18 protein-coding genes are annotated in these 21,270 nt (G+C 70.5%); 7 read left to right on the top strand and 11 right to left on the bottom strand.

From position 1 onward, the window contains the following. Positions 1–51: 51 nt before the first annotated feature. Positions 52–612 (top strand): hypothetical protein, encoded by a 561-nt coding sequence (locus tag AB0N82_RS11555; protein ID WP_363391725.1) that lies wholly within the window; start codon positions 52–54, stop codon positions 610–612. 177 nt (positions 613–789) lie between these two features. On the opposite strand, the gene AB0N82_RS11550 is transcribed toward AB0N82_RS11555, so the two are convergent. Next, the gene (locus AB0N82_RS11550) at positions 790–978 is read right to left on the bottom strand and encodes a hypothetical protein (RefSeq protein WP_363391722.1); all 189 of its coding nucleotides are present in this window, start codon (positions 976–978) and stop codon (positions 790–792) included. Between the two features lie 118 nt (positions 979–1,096). Between AB0N82_RS11550 and AB0N82_RS11545 the strand changes: the two genes are divergently transcribed. Further along, positions 1,097–1,963: a zinc-ribbon domain-containing protein gene (locus AB0N82_RS11545; protein ID WP_363391719.1), complete on the top strand. Its 867-nt coding sequence runs from the start codon at positions 1,097–1,099 to the stop codon at positions 1,961–1,963. Between the two features lie 71 nt (positions 1,964–2,034). Here the strand turns inward: AB0N82_RS11545 and AB0N82_RS11540 are convergent, their stop codons facing one another. After that, positions 2,035–3,123, bottom strand: a complete 1,089-nt coding sequence (locus AB0N82_RS11540; RefSeq protein ID WP_315995663.1) for a substrate-binding domain-containing protein — start codon at positions 3,121–3,123, stop codon at positions 2,035–2,037. 254 nt (positions 3,124–3,377) lie between these two features. On the opposite strand from AB0N82_RS11540, the gene AB0N82_RS11535 reads away from it, so the two are divergent. Next, a complete protein-coding gene (locus tag AB0N82_RS11535) occupies positions 3,378–8,741 on the top strand; it encodes a fibronectin type III domain-containing protein (protein WP_363391716.1) in 5,364 nt (1,787 codons plus the stop codon). 140 nt (positions 8,742–8,881) lie between these two features. On the opposite strand, the gene AB0N82_RS11530 is transcribed toward AB0N82_RS11535, so the two are convergent. From AB0N82_RS11530 to AB0N82_RS11520, 3 genes are all read right to left on the bottom strand, one after another. Continuing rightward, complete coding sequence (locus tag AB0N82_RS11530; RefSeq protein WP_363391713.1) at positions 8,882–9,700, bottom strand: SDR family oxidoreductase; 819 nt, start codon at positions 9,698–9,700, stop codon at positions 8,882–8,884. 187 nt (positions 9,701–9,887) lie between these two features. Then, positions 9,888–10,913 (bottom strand): CNNM domain-containing protein, encoded by a 1,026-nt coding sequence (locus AB0N82_RS11525; RefSeq protein ID WP_315995666.1) that lies wholly within the window; start codon positions 10,911–10,913, stop codon positions 9,888–9,890. Beyond that, entirely contained in the window at positions 10,910–12,310 is a 1,401-nt protein-coding gene (locus AB0N82_RS11520) for a hemolysin family protein (RefSeq protein ID WP_315995667.1), read from the bottom strand. Before AB0N82_RS11520 ends, AB0N82_RS11525 begins: the two co-directional genes overlap by 4 nt. A gap of 334 nt (positions 12,311–12,644) precedes the next feature. On the opposite strand from AB0N82_RS11520, the gene AB0N82_RS11515 reads away from it, so the two are divergent. Next, complete coding sequence (locus AB0N82_RS11515) at positions 12,645–12,983, top strand: ATP-dependent DNA ligase (protein ID WP_298872682.1); 339 nt, start codon at positions 12,645–12,647, stop codon at positions 12,981–12,983. 124 nt (positions 12,984–13,107) lie between these two features. Here AB0N82_RS11515 and AB0N82_RS11510 read toward each other — a convergent pair whose 3' ends face one another. Together AB0N82_RS11510 and AB0N82_RS11505 are read right to left on the bottom strand one after the other, a co-directional pair. Beyond that, positions 13,108–14,535 carry a HAMP domain-containing sensor histidine kinase gene (locus AB0N82_RS11510; RefSeq protein WP_363391708.1) on the bottom strand — a complete coding sequence of 476 codons (1,428 nt, stop codon included), beginning with the start codon at positions 14,533–14,535 and terminating at the stop codon, positions 13,108–13,110. Further along, positions 14,532–15,206, bottom strand: a complete 675-nt coding sequence (locus AB0N82_RS11505; protein ID WP_363391705.1) for a response regulator transcription factor — start codon at positions 15,204–15,206, stop codon at positions 14,532–14,534. Before AB0N82_RS11505 ends, AB0N82_RS11510 begins: the two co-directional genes overlap by 4 nt. Before the next feature lie 145 nt (positions 15,207–15,351). Here AB0N82_RS11505 and AB0N82_RS11500 point away from each other — a divergent pair, with 145 nt between their 5' ends. The 3 genes from AB0N82_RS11500 to AB0N82_RS11490 all read left to right on the top strand — a co-directional run bounded on the left by AB0N82_RS11500 (position 15,352) and on the right by AB0N82_RS11490 (position 17,550). Continuing rightward, positions 15,352–15,930 (top strand): hypothetical protein, encoded by a 579-nt coding sequence (locus AB0N82_RS11500; protein ID WP_363391703.1) that lies wholly within the window; start codon positions 15,352–15,354, stop codon positions 15,928–15,930. A 97-nt stretch (positions 15,931–16,027) separates the two neighbouring features. Beyond that, positions 16,028–16,909: a hypothetical protein gene (locus tag AB0N82_RS11495; protein ID WP_363391700.1), complete on the top strand. Its 882-nt coding sequence runs from the start codon at positions 16,028–16,030 to the stop codon at positions 16,907–16,909. Positions 16,910–17,046: 137 nt separating this feature from the next. Beyond that, entirely contained in the window at positions 17,047–17,550 is a 504-nt protein-coding gene (locus AB0N82_RS11490) for a DUF3145 domain-containing protein (protein WP_076675660.1), read from the top strand. Positions 17,551–17,694: 144 nt separating this feature from the next. On the opposite strand, the gene AB0N82_RS11485 is transcribed toward AB0N82_RS11490, so the two are convergent. From AB0N82_RS11485 to AB0N82_RS11470, 4 genes are all read right to left on the bottom strand, one after another. Then, positions 17,695–18,933, bottom strand: a complete 1,239-nt coding sequence (locus AB0N82_RS11485) for a beta-ketoacyl-[acyl-carrier-protein] synthase family protein (RefSeq protein WP_315995672.1) — start codon at positions 18,931–18,933, stop codon at positions 17,695–17,697. A gap of 68 nt (positions 18,934–19,001) precedes the next feature. After that, entirely contained in the window at positions 19,002–19,250 is a 249-nt protein-coding gene (locus AB0N82_RS11480) for an acyl carrier protein (protein ID WP_022880558.1), read from the bottom strand. 67 nt (positions 19,251–19,317) lie between these two features. Continuing rightward, on the bottom strand, positions 19,318–20,322 hold the full coding sequence (locus tag AB0N82_RS11475) for a beta-ketoacyl-ACP synthase III (RefSeq protein WP_315995673.1): 1,005 nt from the start codon (positions 20,320–20,322) through the stop codon (positions 19,318–19,320). Continuing rightward, on the bottom strand, positions 20,319–21,239 hold the full coding sequence (locus AB0N82_RS11470) for an ACP S-malonyltransferase (RefSeq protein ID WP_363391695.1): 921 nt from the start codon (positions 21,237–21,239) through the stop codon (positions 20,319–20,321). Before AB0N82_RS11470 ends, AB0N82_RS11475 begins: the two co-directional genes overlap by 4 nt. Positions 21,240–21,270: the final 31 nt, after the last annotated feature.

Here is a 21,270-nt window from a genome sequence, read left to right as displayed (position 1 = left end):
TGACCTCTGACATTGCAGGCGGAAGCCAGGGCCGACGATAGCCTCGGTGACGTGCGTCATTCCGACCTAGAACATCTCGACTCGCTTCTGCGTTCTGCCGAGACGGGGTCCCTGACGAGATCCGACGTCGTTTCGCTACTCATCCTCGTTCGAGGTAGCGCGAGGCGAGGCTCAACGCTGCGAGACATTGGCGATGGTATCGCCCACGATGAGCGAGATCGAGGGCAGGCCTTCCAGACGCTCAAGGCAACGGCACGAACCATCATTCGTACAGCCATCACCGGCGGTTTCTGGGACTTTCCTCTGCTGTACCCCATCGACTCGCTCATTTCTGATCTAGTCGAGGTAGCGCAGGAGTTGGGTTGCCCAGTCGACGCAGACGCTCTCCATCTTCGGAGAGTGGAGCTGAGCACGTCGGTGGCCTCCGCGCTCGACGGAACGAAGTTCACCGTCAACAAGATGGTGGAAGTCGAGTTGTTAGCTGGCCCCCCGCCACTGTGGTCGGTCACATCTTTGTACGACGTCCGGGGGGATGCGCTCACGTTACGTCGGGGCAACACCTTCGGTGGTCACATGTTCATGGCTGACGGCCCGGGTCAGTCCGACGCGTAGTTGCCCACATTTTGCCCACAGGCTGCCCGTACCGCACCGTATTTCGATGTGCTCAACGGTGCCCTACCGGGGCATACTTCCGCGGGAGTTCAGCTGTGCCGCGGATGCGGACAGGGTTCAAGTCCCACCCGCCCTACTCCTTTCCTCGGGGCTCACGCGGGTCCCGCCCCCCGGGGCCTACGCGCGCGGGAGCTCGACACCGAGCCGCACGCCACCGGCGATCACCAGGGCGAGCCCGAGATCCATGATGTTCCATCGCCCCACCCCGTCGATGTCGAACGGTGCGACCGCGGCGAAGACGATCACCGCGGCGGTGCACAGCCACATCCACAGCGGAACGGATCCAGGCGGGGGAGTCGTCGTCACTCGACGCGAGGCACCTTCACCCGGCCTCGCCTCCGTCCCGCGGTGGTGCCGGCTCCCGCGCGCCGGCGATTCCGCGGCTCCTCCGTCGGTGTCGGGGGTCGGCGCTACCGTCGGGCGCGTGCCGGAGAGAGTGCAAGCGTGGTGGGCCCGCAGGCAGTGGTCGAAGGGGCTCGAGGTGCCCTACCCCCTGGGGGCGTACCGCGCGGCCTGGGCCACGTTCCCGGCTCTCGTGCGGCAGTATCATCCCGACCTCAACGACGGGATCGCGCTGAGCCAGGTCCCTCCCGCCGCCGACGTCCTGCTGCTCTGGCAGTGCGACGCCGGACACCGGTTCGCCGCCACCCCGGCCGAGCAGCGCCTGCGCCCAGGGCGGGAGCGCCGTCGCAGCGCGTGGTGCCCCGACTGCAGCGAGCGGGCGAACCCCACCCGCGCCGTGGCGCTGCCCCTGCGCGACGACGTCACGAAGCCCGCGGTGTCCGCCAACGCGGTCCTGCGGGCGCGACGCGCCCCGCGCCCGCAGCGTCTGTGCGGCAAGACGCCCGACGTGACCGTGGGGGAGGCGTTCGTCTCGGTGTGCGCTCCGAAGCCCGCCTCCGCCGTCGAAGGGCGGGTGCGCGCTGACCTGCGCGAGCGGCTGAACCTGAGCGAGAAGCTGAACGCGGTCCGCGTGGCGCGGCCATTCTTCGATCACCTGGAGGTGTGGCCCGACTTCGTCTTCCCCGAACTGCGCATCGCCGTCGAGTACGACTCGATCGGCCGGCACGGCCTCGAGCACGTCGGTCGTCGCGAAGACGCCGATCGGCGCAAGGACCGCGCGCTCCGCGGGGCGGGGTGGGAAGTCGTGCGGCTGCGCACCGGGAGGCTCGAGCCACTCGGCCCCCACGATCTGCAGCTCGCGAGTTGGAACCGCGCGGCGCTCGATCGATTGGTCGAGGCGTTCCGCGGCATCCGGGGGTCTTTTCTCGTCGACGCTTACGTGCGCTGACCCACCCGCGGCGCGACGGCGTTCGATGGAGCGTCCGTCGAGGCGCACGTGGCGAGACGAGCGCCGATCGCTCAGGTCGACTCGCGCGTGTGCAGCACGGGGAGGACGTACGTCCGCTGGACCGGCCGGCTCGCTCCCTCGCTCAGGCGTCCGACCATGGTCTCGACAGCGAGACGTCCGACGTGCTGCTTCGAGGGGCGCAGGGCCGTGATCGGCGGTTCGGCGCTCTCCGCGACCTCGTCGTCGTAGGCGAGTATCGCGAGGTCTTGGGGAACGTGCCAGCCGTGGTCGCGCGCGTACTGCTGCACGAGCACCGCCTGCGGGTCGGAGTGCACGAGCAGCGCTGTGGTGCCGGTGGCGCGGCACTGGGCGAGCAGGTCGGCCACGACCGCCTCGCGGGCGGTGCCGTCGAGGGCGTCGAGCGAGGCGTCGACGTCGACGGGGCAGTCGAGCCCGAGTTCGGCGAGCGAGCGTTCCCATCCGCGCCGCAGCTGCGACGAGGTGGGCGATCCCGCCGAGGTGAGGATCCCCACGCGGGTGTGTCCGCGCGTCGCGAGGTGATCGGCCGCGAGCGACCCGCCGAAGACGTGATCCGTCGTGACCCATTCGAGCTTCGTGAGGGCGAGGGCGGATGCCGCCCGGCGTTCGGCGAGCACGACGGGGAGCGGGAGCGACTCGAGCCAGTGCAGGAAAGCCCGCCCGTCGGCGCCGGTGGTCTCGGGGGCGACGATCAGGCCGTGGAGGCTCCCCGAGTCGACGAGCGAGGCGATCTGCCGCCGCTGATCGGCGACCGAGTAGCTGGCGCCGCGCAGCACGAGCTGCACACCGAGCTCGGTGGCGGCGGCGCGGGCGCCGACGATGATGTGCGGCCAGTAGTACGTGAGCGACGGGGTGACCATTCCGACCCGAAAGCGGATGGGCGCCGACGTCCGAGCCTCGGCGGGAACGCTGGTGTCGAGCCGGCTGCGCAGCGTCGCTCCGCCGTGCACCCGGGTCAGCAGTCCACGGTCGGCGAGTTGGCCGATGTCGCGCCGGATGGTCAGCTCGGCGACGCCGAGATCGCGGGCGAGGTCGGCGACCCTCACGGATCCGGTGCGGCGAAGCTCGTCGAGGATGCGTTCACGGCGCGACAGTCCGAAGGGCGGAGAACCTGCGCTCATGATCGGCCAGCGTAGGGCGATGTACGTATCGATTCAAGAGTGATCGAACGTGTTCGTTTTGCTTCCGCGCGACATACCTGGTGACCGACGATGTGGGCGGGCACACGGGCGTGCCCTGCGGCGATCGGAACGGACCGACGCTGCGCCCCCGTCGAAGGAGACTCCCCATGGTCACGGCACCGATCCCCCCGGTTCGACCTCATCCCCGTCCTACGGTCCGCACTGCGGCGGCGGCCGCACTCGTCACGGCGACGATGATCGGCGCCCTTCTCGTTCCGACCGCGGCACAGGCGGCCGGCGCCGATCCCGTCACCGTGACGGTGCGCGGCAGTGACGTCGCCGCGGCGGCGAAGAACGTCAACGGTCTGACCTTCAAAGGCTTCGGGGTGCTCAGCGCGAACTCGACGAGCGCCCTGCTGCTGGACTACAAGTCGCAGCACCCCGAGAAGTACTGGGAACTCATCGAGACGCTCTTCGGTGGCGACCATCCGATCATGAACACCGTAAAAATCGAGATGGGCAACGACCGCAACACCTCGACTGGAGCGAACGCCTCGACCATGCGCTCGCGCGACGAGTACCCCAACGTGCTCCGCGAGCCCGGATTCCAGCTCGCCGCCGATGCGAAGACCGTCGCGCACGGTCCGGTGCACGTCAGCATCCTCCGCTGGAACCGCCCGACGTGGGTGACGAACCACCAGGACCAGTACGTCTGGTTCAAGAACACCACCCTGGCTGCCTACCGGCAGTTCGGCTACATGATCGACTCGATCAACCCCGACGCGAACGAGACCTCGAACCCCGACCTGCAGCTCTATAAGGACTTCTCCGGGTGGCTGCGGAACGACACGAAGGGCTACGAGGGCGCCACCGCGGGCGACCCGAACAACGGCTTCGCCTCGCCGACCGAGCGCGAGCTGTACACCTCGATCCGTACGATCGCCGGCGACACCGTCGGCACCCCGCCGGTCGCCCTGGGCGATGCGATGACCGGCAGCGACTCCTCGTTGCGTGACGCCGTCGATATCGTCGGCTTCCACTACAGCAGCGCCGACGACCGCAACGGCAACATGAAGAAGATCGCCGAGCAGCTCGATCGTGAGGTGTGGAACTCCGAGGGCCAGTCGACGTTCTCGAACTCCGCCGACCGCCCGAACAACACCAACAGCAACGAGCAGGGCGGGGTGGGCACCTCGATGGGCGGCCCCGGCAGCGCGCTCGAGATGGGCAACTGGGTCACCACCGGCTTCTCGGCGTCGCGCCGCACGCTCAACATCTTCCAGCCGGCGATCGGGTCGTTCTACGACGGCTTCCAGTACTCCTCGAAGGAGCTCGTGAACGCCCGTGAACCCTGGTCGGGCTGGATCTCGTACGACGGCGGCCTTGCGGTGCTCGAGCAGTTCACGCAGTTCGCCACGCTCGGGTGGGAGAACGACGACAACACCGCGGGCATCTGGCGCGCGATCCCGCAGGCCTCGGGCAGTGAGCTCGGCACGGGCAACCCGCCGAGCGGCGCCCGTTCGGGCGGGGCGTCGTACACGACCCTCGCCGACCCCGACGGTGCGGACTTCTCCACCGTCATCGTCAACGACAGCTCGTTCACCAAGACCTACCGCGTCGCCGTCGACGGGATGCCCCTGGGCGACGACAGGACGCTGGAGGTGTGGGAGACGCGCGCGGCCGACGCCGGGCAGGCGGCGGATGCCAACTACGTCCGCCCCCTCGCCGAGATGGCGCCCGCCGCTGACGGGAGCTACACCGTCACCGTGAAGCCGTGGTCGACGGTGACGGCCACGACGCTCGATCACGCCGAGACACGCGATGGCGAGATCGCGCCGCGCGAGGGCTTCGGACGCACCGCCCCCGCGACGACGGAGTACACCGCCACCGACGGCGGCCGCGACGTGCTCGATACCGATTCGACCGGCGACGTCAACGGTGTGGTCGACGACGGCTACCTGTACGCCGACGACTTCGACTACCGCGGCACGGGCGACGTGCAGGGCTACGACCCTGACACGCGCACCCTCGTCGACAGCGGCGAGGGCTACCTCTCCAGCAGGGGAGCGGCCGACAAATCGTCGGGCACCCCGAGCGTGCAGGCCGAAGACCAGGGTGCGACCCCGCGCTACACCAACGACACGAACGGCGCCTTCGAATCCGTCGCGACCTCCGACGCCGCGCACGGGCGCGTGCTGCGCCAGCAGATCGGTTCGGGCATGGCCGGCGGCGCATGGAACGGCGGTGACCCCAAGACGACCATCGGCGACGCGCGGTGGGCGAACTACGTGGTCGGCGCCGACGTGATGTTCGAGGCCGACGGGGCTCAGTACGCCACCATCGGCGCGCGCGAGCAGGGCGGCACGGCGAACGGCCAGGCGGTCTCGGCCGCCGAGCTGCGCGTCGAGCCCACCGGGGCGTGGGCCCTGCAGCGCTACGGCACGGTGATCGCCACCGGCAACACCTCGACGACGGCGGGCGTCGACTTCCGCACCGGCTCGGGCGTGTGGAACCGCATCGCCCTGAAGGTGGCGGGAGAGGTCTACACCGCGCAGATCAATGGGGTCGAGGTGGCCTCATACACGGATGCCGCCCCCCAGGCGACCGGACGCATCCAGCTCGGATCGAGCTTCAGCTTCGTGCGCTTCGACAACCTCACCGTCGAGACGGTGCCCGGGTACACGCCGTACTACACCCAGATCATCGACGGCATGCACCAGACCAGCTGGAGCGACACCTCGGCATCCGTCCTGCGTTTCGACGAAGGGTGGAGCCATGTCAACGGCCAGGGCATGTACGAGTGGCAGCGCACCGCCTCGAAGAGCACCCGACAGGGTGCGACCATGGCGTACACGTTCGCGGGGACCGGTCTCGACATCGTCGGCACCAACTCCGGAGCTCCGACCCTCGACGTGATCGTCGACGGCGAGCAGCTCGTCGCCGCCGCGCCGACGCTGGCCGCGGGCAGCGAACGCACCGCGTACATGCTGCGGGGGCTCCGCAACGGCACCCACACGGTCGAGATCCGCACCGCGAACGCCGACGCGCTGAACATCGACGCGGTGGGGGTCGTGACCGCGAACGCCGACGCGAGCAAGGTCGACACCTCGGCTCTGGCCGCGCGCGTGGACACGGCACGCGCCCTCGACGAAGACAAGTACAGCGTCGACTCGTGGGCGCGGCTTCAGTCGGCGCGCGACGCCGCTCGCGACGCGGTCGCCGATCCGGGAGCGTACGGACTCGACGCCGAGGGCGCCCGCGCTCTGGAGGCGCGTCTGGCCGTCGCCGTCGATCAGCTCACCCCGCGCGACGTCAGCGACGACGTGAAAGACGTCGGCACGCTCTCGATGACCCTCCCCGCTCGCACCCTCCCCGCGACGGTGTCGGTCGAGGGCACGGATGCCGCGATCACTTGGACCGCGGGTTCGGTGAGCGCTGCGGGCTCCGCCGCCGAGCTGAGCTCGTTCACGGCCACCGGACACACGTCGGAGAAGACCGCCGCCGGCGTGTACCAGCGCATCACCGCGTCGGTGCTGACCCTGCCGGCCGATCTGACGTACGTGATCGACTCCGGTTCGTCGGGCGCGGCCGCCGGCTCGGTGTTCGCCACGGCGAAAGCGGCGTTCCCCGACCTGCGCAACGACAGCGCCGACCAGAAGTGGGACGGCACCAGCTCCGCGGCGACCTGGGGCTACGCGACCACCGCGACGACCGTCGCGGCGGGTTCACCGACCGATTGGGGCTCGTCGTACCTCGGCGCCGACTTCAACAAGCCGATCGTCTACAGCCTCACCCTGCCCGCCGGCTCCTACAACGTGGTCGCCGTGCAGGCTCCGCGGGCGGGGCTGACGACCAACGTCTACAGCAAGGTGCGGGCTCCGGGCGCAGCCGAGACCACGCAGTCCGCGGTCTCGAACGGCGCGGCCACGCCGGTCGCCCAGCGCATCACCCTCGCGGCGGACGGTGTCGTGCGCATGGAGTTCGGCACCACGGGGACGTCGGGTTACAACGCCCGCCTCGCCCTCGTCTACGTGCAGGCGCTTCCGCGCGATCTCGGCGTGGTCGGCACGCTGAAGGCCGACGACGAACTGCCCGCAACGGTCCCGGTCGACGGGGCCGACATGGCCGTGACCTGGGATGCCGACTCGGCCGCCCAGAAGCGCACCGACCTGCAGAAGCTGGTGTTGACCGGGCGCTTCACCGAGGGCGGTCAGAAGGTGGTCGCCGCCTATGAGGTGATCCCCTCGGGGCTCGTCTACTACATCGACTCCGGAACCGGCACGACGCCGTCGCCGCAATTCACCGCGGTCCAGAAGGCCGTACCGACGCTGCGCAATGACGAAGTCGATCAGGTCTCGACCTCGGCGGGCGAGTGGGGATACGTCGCCGACGGCATGAAGGTGAAGGGCTCGACCGACATCACCGACAAGTTCTCGACCGGGCTGTACCAGGACACCACGCGACTCACCTACCGCCTCCCGCTGCCCGCGGGGCAATACACGCTGACCGGCGGGTTCACCGAGTGGTGGGGTCTGAACCGCACGATGAATCACACCGTGTCGGTCGGCGGGACCGAGCTCGCCAAGGGCAATGTGCCACTGACCGGGGTGAGCGGACCGCTGACGGGCGATCTGACGTTCACCCTGACCGAGGCGGCGACGGTCGACTACGTGATCACCAACGAGGGCGCGGGCAGCGAGAAGCCCGTCATCTCGTGGCTCGCCGTGAGGGACACCACCCGCGCGACGGCACCGCAGAAGGTCACCGCCACCGCGGCATCCGACACCTCGATCACTGTCGCGTGGGAGGCGCCGGCGCAGATCGGCGCGGCGCTGTCGGGCTACCGGGTCTACGAGGCCGGCGCCACCGAGCCGGTGTGCGAGGTGGCCGAGACCACTTGCACGCTGTCCGACCTCGCGCCGGGTTCGGCGCACGCCTTCGAGGTGGCGGCCGTCAACGCCGTCGGCGAGGGAAACCGCTCGGCCGCGACGTCGACGATCACCCTGCCCGAGGTCCCGTCGAACGACGGGGCCACCGCCGCCCCGGGCACGGGCGTGCTCTCGTCGAACGACGGCTGGGACACCGGCCTGAAGGACGGCACCTTCCAGCTCACGATGAACCTGTGGTGGGGCTCGAACGGCTCGCTGTTCAAGCTGTACCGCGACGGGGAACTGGTCGCGACAATGCCCCTGACGATGGCGACGCCGAATGCGCAGAAGAGCGTCGTCGACATCGCCGGGCTCGGCAACGGCACCTATCAGTTCACGGGTGAGCTGGTGAACTCGAAGGGGACGACGGCGACCAAACCGCTCACGGTGAAGGTGACGGATGCCGCTCCGGGAGCGCCCGTGCTCTCCTCCGACAACAGCGACCGCGACGGCGCGTACTCCCTGACGGCGAACCTCTGGTGGGGCACGAACGCGACCTCGTACCGCCTGCTCGAGAACGACGTCGAGATCGCGTCGGGCGCGCTCACCGCGGCGACCCCGGCCGCGCAGAAAGTGGTCGTTCCCGTCACCGGCCGCGCGGTCGGCACGTACACCTACACCATCGAGTTCGCGAACGCCGGAGGAGCGACCACGAGCGCTCCGTTGAGGGTGGTGGTGGTGGCGAAGTAGAGCGGCGCGAGATCGCCCCACGGGTGCCTGCTCGGGCGCCCGCGGGGCGGTTCACGTGTACCGGGGCGCATCCCGTGCGAGGGGCGGTCACCGGACGCCCCACTGCACGGACGGCGCCCCGGAAGGCGCCGGACTCGCGATTACGAGCCGTGCGCCTCTTCGGACACCGGCTGCCATTCGCGCCACGTCTGCAGACGCGACTCGTAGTCGCGCTCGGCGATGCCGAGGGGCGCCTTGCCGAAGAAGATGCGCAGCGGCGGGTTCTCGGCATCCACCACCTTCAGGATCGCGGAGCGTGTGGCTTCGGGCTTCCCGGGGTCGTTGGCCGACGGACGCTTGGCCGCCTCCTCGCGCACGGCGGAGTACGCGTCGATCTCGTCGCTGCGCTTGGCCGACGGACCCGACCAGTCCGTGGAGTACCCGCCGGGCTCGATGAGGGTGACATGGATGCCGAAGCCCGCGACCTCTTGCGAGAGCGACTGCGACAGTCCCTCGAGCGCCCACTTCGACGCGTGGTAGGCGCCGACGGTCGGGAACGCGCTGATGCCGCCGATGCTCGAGACCTGGATGATGTGGCCCGAGCCCTGCTCCCGCATGATCGGAAGAGCCGTTTGAGTGACCCACAGCGCGCCGAAGAAGTTCGTCTCGAGCTGAGCGCGCACCTCGTCTTCGGTGAGCTCCTCGACCATGCCGAAATGCCCGAAGCCGGCGTTGTTGACGACCACGTCGAGTACGCCGAACTTCTCGTGCGCCTTCCGCACGGCGTCGATGTCCGCCGAGCGGTCGGTGACGTCGAGCTGCAGGGGCAGGAACGTGTCGGGGTGGGAGTCGACGAGCTCCTGCACGTCGTCGAGGTTGCGGGCCGTTCCGGCGACGTTGTCGCCGCGCTCCAGCGCCGCCTCGGCCCATTCGCGGCCGAAGCCCTTGGATGCACCGGTGATGAACCAGGTCTTGCTCATGGATGTCCTCCGAAGAGATGAGGGGGTGAATGCGGGCGACGGTACGCCGCGTTCCTCATCCCTCCGGACGGCTTGACAGCCCGACCTGACTCTCGCGCTCCGGCATCACCCGACCGGTTCGGGGCGGAATCCTCGCCTCGGGGCGCGCGATTCTCGCCCTGAACGGAAGGATCCGCCCCGAACCGAGTCATCCCGCGGCGACGACCTCGGGCTCGCCCGGCCCGGGCAGGATCTCGCGCAGCAGGTCGTCGAGCGTGACGACGCCGACGAGCCTCTCGCCCTCGACCACGGTCGCGAGCTGCACCCGTCCGCGGCGCATGCGGGCGAGGGCGTCGTAGGCGGATGCCGAGGGCTCGAGCAGCAGCGGATCGCGGGCGATGTCGCGCGCCGGCGTCGACGGATCGATGGCAAGCGTGTCGCGCACGTGGATCACGCGAGACGCCGCACCCGAGCCCACCAGGATGCGCAGGTGCGTGGACGACGCCGCGACGGCCTGGACGTCGGCGACCGTGGCGTCCATCGCAACGGCCGTGGGGGAGCGGTCGGTGCGCACGATGTCGCCCACGGTGAGCGTGCCGAGCGCGATCGCCTGGGCGATGGGTTCGGAGTATTGCTGCTCGAGCGTGCCCGCCTGACGCGAGTGCGCGACCAGTTCGCGGATCGTGTCGGCGTCCTGCCCACCCGCCGCGGCCTTGTCTACGGGCTCGACGCCCGAGGCCTTCACCAGGCGGTTCGCGATGTGGTTGATCCACAGCAGGAACGGACGCAGCGGCCAGGTGAGCGCACGGGCCAGGATGCCGGTGGCCTTCGCCGCGGTCTCGGGGTGCGCGATCGCCCACGACTTCGGCGCCATCTCGCCGATGACCAGGTGCAGGAACGTCACCACGATCAGCGCGAGCATGAACGCGATGATGTCGGCCAGGACGTAGGGGAGACCCCACGCCTCGAACACCGGGGCCAGCGCGTAGTCGATCGCGGGCTTCGTGATCGCTCCGAGCAGGAACGTGCAGGCGGTGATGCCGAGCTGCGCGAACGCGAGCATGACGGTGAGCTCGTTGACCCCGCGCAGGGCCGCGCGGGCGGACGCGCTCGTGGCGGCCTCCTCCTCGAGCCGGTGACGACGGGCCGCGAGGAGGGCGAACTCGACGATGACGAAGAAGGCGCTCGCGATGATGAGCGCGGCCGTGATGAGCGCGACGGTCCAGCCGTTCATCGGGCCACCTCCTCGCCGTGGGCCGGGCCGTCGACGGCGGCGGCATCCCGATCCACCTCGTGCAGCTGCACGCGCAACTGCGACGGCACGTGACGGTCGACCTCGACGACCTCGACCGCGAGCCAGCGCTCGTAATCGAGTCCCTGCACGGTCTCGGACGCCCGCTCGGGCAGGTCGATCCGTACGACCCCGCCGACGGGCGGGAGGTCGCCGTGCGTTTCGATCACGAGACCCGCGACGGTCTCGACGTCGCTGTGGGCGAGGTCGTGACCGATGAGCCTCTCGAGCTCGTCGAGGTGCAGGTCGCCCGGTACGCTCCACGCGTCGTCGCCGACAGCGGACACCTCGGCCACCTCGGCGTCGTGCTCGTCCGAGAGCTCGCCGATGACCTCTTCGGTCAGGTCCTCGATGGTCAGGATGCCGTCGAAGTTGCCGTACTCGTCCACGACGCACGCCAACTCGTTGCGCGTCTGCCGCATGCGCTCCAGGGCCACCGGGAGCAGCATCGATGTCGGGATGACGACCGCCGACCGCATGACGGATGCCACCGGCGCGGCATCCGCGGAATCCTCTCGGAGGATGTCGATGAGCTCGACCACGCCGACGGGGGAGTCCTCCGCGCCGATCACGGGGTAGCGCGTGTGGCCGGTGGCCATGAGAGCGCGCACCTCGCCGACGGTGGTCTCGGGCGTCACCGATCCCACCTGCGATCGCGGCACCATCGCATGCTCGACGTCGCGCTGGGGGAAGTCGAGGATGCGGTCGATGATCATCGACAGGTCGTCGGGCAGGTCGCCGCTCTGGCGCGACTCCTCGATGATCGCTTCGAGGTCTCGCGCCGTGGCGCTCTCGTCGACGTCCTCGAGGGGCTCGATGCGCAGGAGGCGCAGAAGCGCGTTGGCCGCGACGTCGAACACCGTGATGAGCCAGCCGAAGAGCAGCAGGTAGATGCGCGTCGGCACGGCGAGGGCGCGCGCGAGCGGCTCGGGGTTCGCGATCGCCAGGTTCTTCGGGTAGAGCTCGCCGAAGATCATGGTGACCACGGTCGCGAGCAGCAGCGCGCCGACGGTTCCGATCAGCACGGACACGGCCGGGTCGACGCCGACGCCGCCCAGCAGCGTGCCGATCGACTCGCCGATCAGCGGCTCGGCGACGTACCCGATGAGCAGTCCGGTCACCGTGATGCCGAGCTGGGCACCCGACAGCATGAACGACGTGCGCTTGGTGATCGCGAGAACACGTTTCGCTTGCGCGTCGCCCTTCTCGGCCCGCGCGGTCAGCCGCGCCCGGTCGACGGACATGTAGGCGAATTCCTGCGCGACGAAGAATCCGCAGGCGACGATGATCGCCAGGGTCACGATGATCCCCAACAGAAGCGTCAGGGCCGCAGCCAGCATCAGATCTCACCCCCTCTCGAGAAGAGGGGGCTCGAAGATCGGCCCTCCTGGTCGGGGGAGGTGCGGTGATGGCTCACGGGTTTCTCTCTCGTGGGTCGGATGATCGCAGATCGTGACCCAACTTAGCGACCCTGTCGTCGGACAGCCTGGGCATTCGCCGCGACCTCTAGAACGGCCCCCGAGGCGCGACACACCCGGTGAGCGATATATCGCTCGCGGAGTATCCCCACGGCGTGCGGAGTGGAATACTGGAACTCCCGCATTGCCTCGCTTCCCGGCGTGGTCCCGCCCTTGCTCTACCGGTACGTTTCGGCGCGCCAGAAAAGGACCTGTCGTGGGAAGACTTATCTACCGAGACCGCGCATCGTTCGACATCGACGACCGCATCCTCGCTCACCTCCGCATCGTCGTCATGAACAAGTTGCGACGCAATGAGGGGTTCATGCTCCAGCTGCCCGTCAACGAGGGCGTGCGCCAGGCGAGCCTGTGGATCCACGCCTCGAACGCGTTGGTCATGCAGTTCTACGGCGGTCGGGAGCCCGCGATCGACCGCGAGCTCATCGATCAGATGATGCACGACGCCAGCGGCGCCGACGGTCTCACACTCACGGCCGCGGGAATCGCCCCGCCGCCCGCCCCGCCCCGCCGCCCGGTGGGTCGCACGGCGAACTGACGCATCCCCGCCCCGGGCTGACGGCGCGGGCGCCGTTCACGCTCCGCCCGCCGGGCGGACGGCGCCCGCGCCCGGCGCGCGCTCATCGTCTCGCCTCACGCGCGGCGCGCTGATCGCGCCGCGTTCAGGCGACGGTGAACGGCAGCTCGACTTCGAAACGCGCCCCCGTCGGCAACGCGACGTACTGGACGTCGCCGCCGTGCGCGCGGGCGATCCCGCGGGCGATCGGCAATCCCAGTCCGACGCCCGCGGCCGAGGCCCGCGCGGCATCCAGGCGCACCAGCCGGTCGAAGATCCGCTCCCGGTCGGCGGCGGGCACCCCCGGGCCGTCGTCGGTCACCGAGATCACGGCGCGTCGGTCGTCCATCCGCAGGGCGAGTTCGATCTCCCCGGTCCCGCCCGTCGCACGGGCGGCGTTCTCGATCAGGTTCGCCACGACCTGGGCGATGCGATCGACATCCACGGTCGTCCGGACCGGCTGGTCGGGGACGGCCGTTCGCAGCCGCACCGAGGGGTGAACCAGCGGCATGCGACGCGCTTCGGCATCCACGAGCGTGCGCAGATCGATGTCGACGCGTTGCAGATCGAGTCCACGATCCACTCGCGCCATCGTCAGCAGGTCGTCGACGAGGCGCGACGCGCGCGTGGCCTCCCGTGCCACGTGCGCGGCGAGCATCTCGCGTTCGGGCCCGTCCAGGTCGGCACGCACGAGGGTGTCGGCGGCCGCCCGGATGCCGGCGACGGGCGTGCGCAGCTCGTGAGCGGCATCCGAGAGGAACGCCCGCAGCCGCTGCTCGGCCTCGCGGGCCGTCTTCTCCGCGCCCACGACATCGTCGAGCATGTCGTCGAGCGCCGTCGCCACTCGACCGATCTCGGTGTCGGTGCGCGTCGGGTGCAGTCTCCGCTCCCGTTCGCCCGCGCCGATCGCTCGGGCGACCTCCGAGACCCGGTCGAGGGGGCGCAGGCTCCGCCGGACGACGAGTGTCACGGCGCCCGCCGCGAGGACGAGCACCCCGATCGACGACACGGCCATGATCCATCGCACTTGCCCCAGGGTCTCGCCGACACCGACGGCCGAAGCGGTGAGCGTTAAAGTCGATCCGTCGCTGAGCGTCGAGCGCAGGGTGATCAGTTGATCGTCGCCCGACACCTCGGATGCCACGACATCCACGCCGCTGGAGGGCGTGGGCTGCGGTACCGAACGCTCCCCGGGCGCCCCGCCCCCCGGTCCTCCCGGCCCGCCCGGCGCCTCGCGCAGCTGCTCGGGGCTCGGGCCCGCCACCACCGACCCGCCCCCGGCGGAGTCGATGCGGACGGCGAGGCCCTGGTCCGACAGACGCTCCGCCAGGTCGGAGTCGTCGACGATGCCGACCAGCGACGCTGTGGCGGCGGCGCGATCACGCAAGCGCTCCTCGATCTGTCCGCGCAGTCGCGCGCCGAGCGCCAGGTCCACCACGACCGCCAGCACCACGAGCAGCAGCGCCACGAGAGCCACGACGGCGACGATCGTGCGGCGTCGCAGCGACCCGGAGCGTAGGACCGCGGAACTCACGCGACCGCGCTCAAGCGGTAGCCCAACCCGCGCACGGTGTGGATCAGCCGGGGCCCGTGCTGCTCCATCTTGCGACGCAGGGCGCTGAGATGCACCTCGACGAGGTTGGGGTCGTAATCGTCGTAGCCCCACACCTGGGTGAGGATCTGCGCTTTCGACAGCGTGCGTCCGCGACTCTCCGCGAACAGCTGCAGCAGGCGGAACTCCGTCGCCGTCAGGTCGAGCGGCGCTCCCGCGCGGTGGGCGGTCGCGGCATCGGGATCCACCAGCAGGTCGCCGACCGCGATGGTCTGCGGAAGGCGCCCGCGCCGACGGAGCACGACCCCGGCGCGCGCGACGAGCTCGGCCATCGTGAACGGCTTGACGACGTAGTCGTCGGCGCCCTCCGCGAAGCCGCGCAGACGGTCGTCGACCTCGTCGCGCGCGGTCAGCATGATCACCGGGATGTCGCCCGTCGCGCGGACGAGGGGCAGCAACCGGATGCCGCTCGGTCCCGGCATCATCCAGTCCAGGATGACGAGGTCGGGACGGAATCGATCGAGGCGGGCGCTCAGGTCGCTCCCGTCGGGGGCGGCCTCGGTGACGAAGCCGTCCGCCCGCAGCGCGGTCTGCACGGACACGCGGATCGTCTCGTCGTCGTCGAGGACGAGCACACGGGCGGGAGCGGACATCCGAGTGACGATAGGGCCGCCCCCTGAACGCGAGATATGGCTTGCGTATGCGCTCGCCTCTCGGGCACCGGCTTCAGGTTCGCTTCAGTCCCGGCTCGAAGTCTGGTCTCAGAGCCGGTGACAGCCACCGGTGCAGGAGGACATCATGAACGACGACGAATACCCCACCCAGCCGCTCCCGCGTCTGGAGGAGACCACCGAGCAGCGCCGCCGCTCCTGGCGGCGACCCGCCCTCATCGCGGGGGCCGTGATCGTGGCGGCGGGGCTCACCGGCGGCAGCGCCGCCCTGGCCGCGCAGACCGGGGGAGCGACGCTCACCGCGGCGACCTCGGCTCCGAGCGCCGACGGGGGCGCGACCGGCCCCGGCACCGTTCCCACGCCGGGCTCCACGCCGAGCGGAGCCCCCGCCGAGGGTACCGCGCCCACGCCCGCACCGGCTCCGACCGACGGCACCGCGCCCGCCGGCCCCGCCGCTCCCGACGGCACCGGCCCCGGTGAGTGCGGCCCCGGCGACGGCCCGGGCGCGAACGGTCCCGGAGCCCACGGCCCCGAGGCCGGCGGAGAGAAGCCCGCCCCGCCGACCGACGGCTCCGCCCCGACGCCGCCCGCTCCTCCCGCCGAGGGATCCGCTCCCACCCCTCCCACCGACGGCACCGCGCCCACCCCGCCCGCACCGCCCGCAGAGGGCTCGGCTCCCACGCCGTCGGCTCCGTCCGGCAGCTGAGTCGGGATCGCTCCGACCCCCTCACCGCGCTGACCGCCTCGCCACGCCATCCCCGTGCGTGCAGCGAGCGGTCAGCGCGGTGCGGCACGATCGAGGGGTGGTGAAGAGACGCAGGCGACGGCCTTCCGCGGCCCGCGCGCGCGTGCTCCGCCGTCGCCGGATCACCGTCGGCGTCACGGCCGTCGTGCTCGTCGCTCTGATCGTGGTCGCCCTCGTGCCGCTGGTGTCGCTCACGCGGGCGTGGAACGCCGCGTGGAGCGCCGAGACCCGACGCGACGCGGTCGACTTGGCGTCCTTCGACCCCGGCACCTTGATCGGCGACGACGACTTCTACGACGGTGACGCACTGACCGCCGATCAGATCCAGGCGTTCCTCGACGACCAGGTGGGCGCGTGCACGGGCGACACGTGCCTCGCCGATCTGCGCGTGGACTTCCCCGCGCGTGAACCGATCGTCTCGGATGCCACGGGCGAGACGGTTTGCGACGGGTGGGACGGGGGAGAGCTATCCGCCGCGCAGGTGATCGACCGCGTGCAGCGCGCGTGCGGCATCTCGGCGAAGGTCATCCTGGTGACCCTGCAGAAGGAGCAGAGCCTCGTCGCCGGTCGCTCGGCCCGCGCCCCCCGCGCCGAGCAGCTGGGGGCCGCGATGGGGGCGCGCTGCCCCGACGACGCCGCGTGCGACCCGGGCGCGGCCGGCTTCGCCGAGCAGGTCGCCCAGGGAACGACCGATCTGAAGTCGTACAGCGCCTCGGGCTTCATGCGCCAGCCCGGAACGCACTACATCGCCTACTCGCCCGACCCGGCCTGCGGCGGCACCGACGTGACGATCACGAACCGCGCCACCGCGGCGCTGTACAACTACACGCCCTACCAGCCGAATCCGGCGGCCCTCGCCGCCCGGTGGGGCGCAGGCGACGCCTGCTCGGCCTACGGCAACCGCAACTTCGCGTTGTACTGGGCACTCTGGTTCGCCTGACAGCGCCTCCGTGACGGGCGGCCGAATCACAGTGTTGTGATTTCGTTATGCACGGGCGATAATTGCCGGGACAAACGAACAGCCGCCGTGCTCCATCACAGGTCGTAGGGGAAGACGTACCTGACGAAGGAGAGACCATGGCGATCACGTCTTCGCGCGGAGTGATCCTGATCCACTCCGCGCCCCGCGCGTTGTGCCCCCACCTCGAGTGGGCGGTAGGACGCGCTCTCGGCCGTGCCGTCAACTTCGACTGGGCCGACCAGCCCGTGCTGATGGGCAGCCGCCGCGCGGAGTTCTACTGGGAGGGCCCGGTCGGCTCCGGCGCGGCGCTCGCGAGCGCGATCCGCGGATGGGAGCACCTGCGCTTCGAGGTGAGTGAAGACCCCACGCCGCGCAGCGACGGCGGTCGCTGGATGCACACGCCGGGGCTCGGCATCCACTACGCGCAGACCGACGCCTCGGGCAACGTCGTCATCGGCGAGGACCGCGTGCGCTACGCCATGGAGGTCGCCGCGGGCGATCCCTTCGAGTTGCAGCGCGAACTCGACGTGGCCCTCGGCTCCGCGTGGGACGAAGAGCTCGAGCCGTTCCGCCACGCGGGCGACGATCAGCAGATCGTCTGGCTGCACAAGGTCGGCTGAGACCCCCGGGCGGGGAGGCGCCACTACCGGAGGCCGGTGTCCATACCCGGCACCGGGACCGCGTATCCCCACCCGGATGAGAGAGAACGCCCCCTGGCATCCCCGATCGCAGTCGGGGGGATGCCAGGGGGCGTTCTTCTGCGGTCAGACCGAGGCGATCGCGACGACGGCGTTGTGCCCGCCAAAGCCGAACGAGTTGCTGATGGCGAGCTGGTCGCCCGCCCCCAGCTCGACGGGAGAGCCGGAGAGGGCAAACGGAACCTCGGGGTCCTGCTCGGTGAGGTTGATCGTCGGCGGCGCGACGCGGTTCTGCAGAGCCAGCACGGTGAAGATCGCCTCGAGGGCACCCGTGCCACCGAGCAGGTGGCCGGTGGAGGCCTTGGTCGCCGAGACGGGGATCTCGTCGACGCGGTCGCCGAAGACGGAGCGCAGTGCCTTGTACTCGTTCGGGTCGCCGACGGGCGTCGAGGTGGCGTGCGCGTTGATGTGGGTCACGTCGTCGACCGACGCTCCGGCCATCTCCAGCGCCATGTGCACCGCGCGGGCGGCTCCGTGGCCCTCGGGGTCGTTGGCGGTGATGTGGTACGAGTCCGCGGTCACGCCGCCGCCCACGATCGAGGCGTAGATCTTGGCGCCGCGGGCCTTGGCGTGCTCCTCGGTCTCGAGGATGAGGACGCCGGCGCCCTCGCCCATGACGAAGCCGTCGCGGTCGATGCTCGCCGGGCGCGAGGCGGTCTCGGGGGAGTCGTTGCGCTTGGACAGCGCCTGCATCGACGCGAACGAGGCAATCGTGATCGGGTGGATGGCCGACTCGGTCCCACCCGCGATCACCACATCGGCGAGGCCGTCGCGGATGTGCTGCACGGCGTTGACGATCGACTCCGTGCTCGAGGCGCAGGCGGAGGCGACCGTGCGTGCGAAGGCGCGCGCGTTGAAGTGCAGCGAAAGGTTGCCCGCCGCGGCGTTGGGCATGAGCATGGGCACCGTCATCGGCATGACGCGACGCGGGCCCTTCTCGCGCAGGGTGTCCCAGGCGTCGAGCAGCGTCCAGACACCGCCGATGCCGGTGGCGAAGTCGACGCCGAGACGGTCGGGGTCGATGTCGGGGCTGCCGGCGTCTTCCCATGCTTCCTTGGCCGCGACCATGGCGAGCTGCGACGAGGGGTCGAGCCGCTTGGCGACGGGTCGCTCGAGCACGGTCTCGGGACGCACGAGCGCCTCGGCGGCGAAGGTGACGGGCAGGTTGTACTGCTCGACCCATTCGTGCTCGAGGGATCGGGCGCCGGAGGTTCCGGCGAGCAGGGCGGACCAGCTCTCGGGTGCCGTTCCGCCGATGGGCGAGGTGGCTCCGATGCCGGTGACGACGATGCGGGGTGTGCTCATGAGCGAGAGATCCTTGGTGCGGCCGACAGGTCGTGACCGGTGGGGGCCGAAGCCCCCACCGGGAGGTGTCAGGACTGGTTCGACGTGATGAACGTCACGGCGTCGCCGACGGTCTTGAGGTTCTTGACCTCGTCGTCGGGGATGGTGACGCCGAACTTCTCCTCGGCGTTGACGACGATCGTCATCATCGAGATGGAGTCGATGTCGAGGTCGTCGGTGAACGACTTCTCGAGGGCGACCTCGTCGGCCGAGATACCGGTCTCGTCGGTGATGAGCTCGGCAAGGCCGGCGAGAACCTCGTCGTTGGTGAATGCCATGATGTCTCCTGTTTCTTGGGGGCGGGCCTGACAGGCCCCGATCAGTCTAGGGTTCGACGCTCTCGCGTCAGGGAAGCACGACGACCTGCGCGCCGAACACGAGCCCGGCGCCGAAGCCGATCTGCAGCGCGAGACCGCCGCTGAGCTCGGGGTGCTCCTCGAGCAGACGGTGGGTGGCGAGCGGGATGGATGCCGCGGAGGTGTTGCCCGTGGTCTCGATGTCGCGGCCGATGACGACGGTCTCGGGCAGGCCCAGCTGCTTGGCGAACTCGTCGATGATGCGCATGTTGGCCTGGTGCGGCACGAACGCCGCGAGGTCGCCGGGCTCGATGCCCGCGGCCTCGATCGCCTGACGCGCGACCTTCACCATCTCCCACACGGCCCAGCGGAAGACCGTGGGGCCCTCCTGGCGGAGGGTGGGCCACGGCGCCGTGCCGTCGCGGAACTCGTTGAGCGTGGCGTTCATGCCCACGGCATCCGCCTTCGAGCCGTCGGACCCCCAGACGGTCGGGCCGATGCCGGGGGTGTCGCTCGGTCCGACGACCACGGCGCCCGCGCCGTCGCCGAGGAGGAACGAGATGCTGCGGTCGGTGGGGTCGACGATGTCGCTGAGCTTCTCGGCTCCCACGACGACGACGTGCGTCGCGAGACCCGCGCGCACGAGAGCGTCGGCCTGGCCGACGCCGTAGGCGAAGCCCGCGCACGCGGCGTTCACGTCGTAGGCGGCGGCGGGGTTCGCGCCGATCCGGTCGGCGACGATCGCGGAGGCCGAGGGCGTCTGCTTCGGGTTGCTGATGGTGGCGACGATCACGGCGTCGATGTCGGCGGGGGAGACGCCGGACTTCTCCACGGCTTCGCGTGCGGCCTCGGCGGCCAGGTCGATGGCATCCGTCTCTTTGTTGGCGCGGACGCGCGTGACGATGCCGGTGCGCTGGCGGATCCACTCGTCGCTCGAGTCGATGGGACCCACGAGGTCGTCGTTGGGGACGAAGTTCTCGCCGCGGGCCGCGCCGTACGAGTAGATGCGGGTGTGGGCCGCGCCCTGGGTCTGGCGGAGGGTGGGGGTGCTCATGCCTGGTCTTCCTTCAGCAGTGAGACGGCCGCGTCGAGGTCGTCGGGGGTCTTGACCGCCACGGTCGGGGTGCCGCGCAGGGCGCGCTTCGCGAGCCCGGTGAGCGCCCCCGCGGGCGAGAGTTCGATGATGCCGGTGACGCCGCGCTCCGCGAACGAGGCCATGCAGCGATCCCAGCGGACGGGCGAGGCCACCTGCGCGACGACGAGGTCGAGCGCGCGGCGGCCGTCGGAGACGACGGAGCCATCGGAGTTGGTCCACAGCGTCAGGTTCGGGTCGACGACCTCGACGTCGGCCGCGGCGGATCGCAGCGTCTCGACCGCGGGCTCCATGAAGCGGGTGTGGAAGGCACCGGCGACCTGCAGCGGGATGACCCGCGCACCGCGGGGAGCCTCCGCCGTGAGTTCGGCCAGGGCCGGCAGCTCCCCGGCGGCGACGATCTGCCCGCCGCCGTTGTAGTTGGCGGGGGTGAGGTCCAGCGCCGCGAGGCGTTCGAGAACGGCCTGTTCGTCTCCGCCGACGACGGCGCTCATTCCGGTGTCGACCGCCGAGGCCGCCTCGGCCATCGCGCGGCCGCGCAGACCGACCAGGCGCAGCGCGTCCGCGTCGCTCAGGACCCCGGATGCCGCCAGAGCGGCGATCTCACCGACGGAGTGCCCCGCGACACCGGCGACGGGTGTGCCCGTGCGCTCGTTCAGTGCCGCCCACGACAGCAGGGACGCGGCGACGATGAGCGGCTGGGCGACCGCGGTGTCGCGGATCCGGTCGGCATCCCATTCGGTACCGGCGGCGATGAGGTCGACTCCGGCCTGATCGGAGAAGGCGGCGAGGCGCTCACGCGCCCCGTCGATCTCGAGCCACGGCGAGAGGAACCCAGGGGTCTGCGAGCCCTGTCCGGGGAAGACGGCGATGATCACCGTCCCATCCTGCCAAGGATCGGGCCGGTGC

The organism is Microbacterium sp. NPDC089186 (genome assembly GCF_040685115.1).
Classification (GTDB): domain Bacteria; phylum Actinomycetota; class Actinomycetes; order Actinomycetales; family Microbacteriaceae; genus Microbacterium; species Microbacterium galbum.
The sequence above is the reverse complement of the archived record's forward strand: the minus strand, read 5'-3'. Positions and strand labels throughout refer to the sequence as shown.